Annotated in this window: 3 protein-coding genes; 2 read left to right on the top strand and 1 reads right to left on the bottom strand. The window is 67.5% G+C overall.

The annotated features are described in order from the left end of the window. The coding region (locus tag AB3X43_RS06755; protein ID WP_369429097.1) for a Crp/Fnr family transcriptional regulator at positions 1–453 on the top strand (453 nt) is incomplete at its 5' end. On the opposite strand, the gene AB3X43_RS06750 is transcribed toward AB3X43_RS06755, so the two are convergent. Continuing rightward, positions 454–2,499: a YhgE/Pip domain-containing protein gene (locus tag AB3X43_RS06750; RefSeq protein WP_369429096.1), complete on the bottom strand. Its 2,046-nt coding sequence runs from the start codon at positions 2,497–2,499 to the stop codon at positions 454–456. A gap of 95 nt (positions 2,500–2,594) precedes the next feature. On the opposite strand from AB3X43_RS06750, the gene AB3X43_RS06745 reads away from it, so the two are divergent. Further along, positions 2,595–3,168, top strand: a 574-nt coding sequence (locus AB3X43_RS06745) for an RNA polymerase factor sigma-32 (protein ID WP_369429095.1), incomplete at its 3' end; no start/stop codon positions are given.

The raw sequence follows: 3,168 nt of genomic DNA, 5'->3' as shown, positions 1-3,168 counted from the left end.
GGTCCGGCGTGGCTGGACGTCAGTGCTGCCTGGCTTGGCCAGCCGTACGCGATGGAAGCACAGGCGCTGTCGGACGTGGTCGTCGCCGATCTGCCGCTGGATGCTGTCCGCGACCAGATGTCGATCCATCCGACGCTCGCCCAGCAGTTCTGCGAAACGCTGGCGCAGCAGGTCCAGCAGATGACGTTGGCCTCGCGCAACCTGTTGCACAACGACGCGCCGGCCCGGCTGGCGCAGTGGTTGCTGCAACGTCTGCCGCAGCGCAGCGGCCAGGCCGAGTTGCGCCTGCAGGAGCGCAAGCGCGACATCGCCCAGCAGCTGGCCATGTCGCCCGAGACGCTGTCGCGGTTGATGCGCAGCTTCGAGTCGCGCGGAGTGCTGTCGGTGCGCGGCTACCAGGTGCAGGTCCGCGACGTGGAGGAGTTGCGGGCACTGGCCGGCACGGTGGCCTGATCAGTCGATTTCGATGCCGGGGTGGTAGTCCGCGGCGGGGATGATCTTCCAGCGTCCCGCCAATGTCGCGCTGAGCAGTGCTGCGCCACCGCAACCCGCCACCACCGCCCAGTGGGCCATCCACTGGCCGTCATAGGCGCCGAACATGCTGGCACGGAAGGCCCGCACGACCCAGGTGAATGGCAGATAGGGGTGCAGCGCCTGGAAGAACGGTGTGGCCAGCTCGATCGGCAGGGTCGCTCCGGCCGACGACAGCTGCACGATCAGCAGGATGATGCCCAGCACCTTGCCCAGCTCGCCGAACCAGCGGATCAGCGCGAACAGGATGAACAGGAAGGCCAGCGACGCTGCGGCCACCGTGACGACGAAGGGGCCGAGGTCGTGCACGCGGATGTGCAGGATGCCCATCATCATCGCGACCATCACCGCCGACTGGCCCAGCACCACCGTCGCCGGCCAGACCAGCTTGCCCATGACCTGGGCCGAACGGCGCAGCCCGGCTGCGGTATCGGGCAGGCGACGCAGGTTGAACAGCAGCGCAGCCGTCACCGCCCCGACCCACAGGGACATCGGCACGAAATTCGGTGCGAAGCCCGCACCGTCGTTGCCCACCGGGGCGACGATTTCCAGGGCTGGTTCGACCGAATCGGCCAGGCCGCGTGCGCTGCCTTCGGGCAGCGGCACGTCGCCGGGCAAGGCACTGGCCAGCAGCGCCAGCCCATCGCGCAACTGGGCGCTGCCCGATTCCAGCCGGGTGAGTCCGGCGTGCAGCTGGGTGTGGCCGCTCTGCAGCTTGCGCAGGCCATCGCCCAGTGCAAGCGCACCGCTGCCGAGTTGCTGTGCGCCGTGGGGCAGGGCATCGACGCGGCTGTCGTCGGGCAGCGCGGTGGTGATCTGGTGCAACGCGCCGCTGAACTGCAGGAAGCTGCCACTCACGCTCTGGATGCCGGTCTGCAATTGCTGCATGCCGCCGATCAGCCGCTGGTTGCCGTCGCGGGCCTGCACCAGACCCAGGCCGAGCAGCTCGACGCCGTCGTCGATCGCCCGCGCACCTTCTGCCAGCCCGTCGCCGATCAGCGGGATCGGTTGTGTGCTGCGCTGCAGCGCCTGGGTGCCGGCCTTGAGTTGCCGGGTGCCCTGGTAGAGCTGCTCCAGTCCCTTGCCCAGATCGGTCTGTCCTTGCAGCAATCGCTGCGAACCGGACTTCAGCGGGTCCAGGTCCGTGGCCGCAGGGCGGTGGCTGTCCAGCGTGCGCAAGCCCGAGGAAAGCTGTCGCCATCCGCCGGCGAACTGGGTGCTGGCATCGGCGAGCTGGGTGGTGCCACGCTGGACCTGCTGCGCCGCTTCGCCCGCCTTGCCCAGCCCCAGGGACAGCTCGGCTGCGCCCTGCCGTGCTTGGTGGGTGCCCTCGGCCAGCAGCCGGCTGCCGTCATGGAGGTGACCGACCCGGTCGCGCAGCGTCGCCAGGTTCAGCTTCGAACCCTGCGCAGTGGTCAGCACCATGTCCCAGCGCTGTTCGTTGAGCGCTTCGTTGACACGGTGCGCCAGTTCAGGCGCGAACCGCTTGGCGAAGCCGGCGCCGCTGTAGCTGTTGCCCTCGGAGGTGTAGATCACCAGCTTGGCGGCGCCAGCCTCGCGCCCCGGCACTGCCAGCTCGCTGAAGTTGGGTGGAATCAGCACCGCGAAGCTCAGCTCGCCTCGCCGCACCGCCTGCTTGGCCGACTCGGCGTCCTCGAAGCGCTGCCACTGGAACAAGCCTTGGCGCAGCAACGTCTGGCTGACATCCTCGCCCATGTGCGTCGTCTGGCCGCGGAAGATCCCGCCCATGTCCGCGTTGACGAGACCTGCCCGCAGGGCGCTGGTGCGCGCGCTGGGGTCCCACATGCTGGACAGGTAGATCAGTGCGTACAACGCAGGGATGAACAGTGCGCCCACGACCGCAATCGCGAAGCGGCGGTCCCGGACGAGCAGCGTCCAGTCCGCGTGCATGAGCATGTTCACGCCGCTCCACCAGCCGGTCCGCCCTGGTCTGTTGTTGTGGTTCATGGTCAAGAGTCTGGCCTTTGCGTGTCTTCTTGGCTTTAGCACTCGCTGAGAGCGAGTGCTAAACTGAGGGGAACTCCAGGACGCAAGCACAGTCTATGTCCACCATGCAACTGTCATCTTCCACCGCCCTTTCTCTGCGTGATCCGTGGGCCCTGGTGCCTTCGCTCGGCAACCTCGATGCCTACATCAGCGCCGTCAACCGGCTGCCGATGCTGACGGCGGACGAAGAGTCGAGTCTGGCGCGCAAGCTGCGTGACAAGCAAGATCTGGACGCTGCCGGCCGGCTGGTGCTGTCGCACCTGCGCCTGGTCGTCTCGGTGGCCCGCCAGTACCTCGGTTACGGCCTGCCGCACGGTGATCTGATCCAGGAAGGCAACGTCGGCCTGATGAAGGCCGTCAAGCGCTTCGACCCCGAGCAGGGCGTGCGGCTGGTCAGCTATGCGCTGCACTGGATCAAGGCCGAGATCCACGAGTACATCCTGAAGAACTGGCGCATGGTCAAGGTCGCGACGACCAAGGCGCAGCGCAAGCTGTTCTTCAATCTGCGCTCGATGAAGCGCCAGTTCAAGGGCGAAGCCGCCGAGGGTGACACGCACCGCGCCGGCCTGTCCGAGGCCGAGATCGACAAGGTCGCCGCGCAGCTCAACGTCAAGCGCGAAGAGGTCATCG

The sequence above is a fragment of the Sphaerotilus sp. genome (assembly GCF_041083715.1).
GTDB lineage: Bacteria > Pseudomonadota > Gammaproteobacteria > Burkholderiales > Burkholderiaceae_C > Sphaerotilus.
The sequence above is the reverse complement of the archived record's forward strand: the minus strand, read 5'-3'. Positions and strand labels throughout refer to the sequence as shown.

Coding starts and splice junctions, on each gene's coding strand:
- AB3X43_RS06750 (WP_369429096.1), bottom strand. CDS start 2,499: ATGAACCACAACAACAGACCAGGGCGGACCGGCTGGTGGAGCGGCGTG.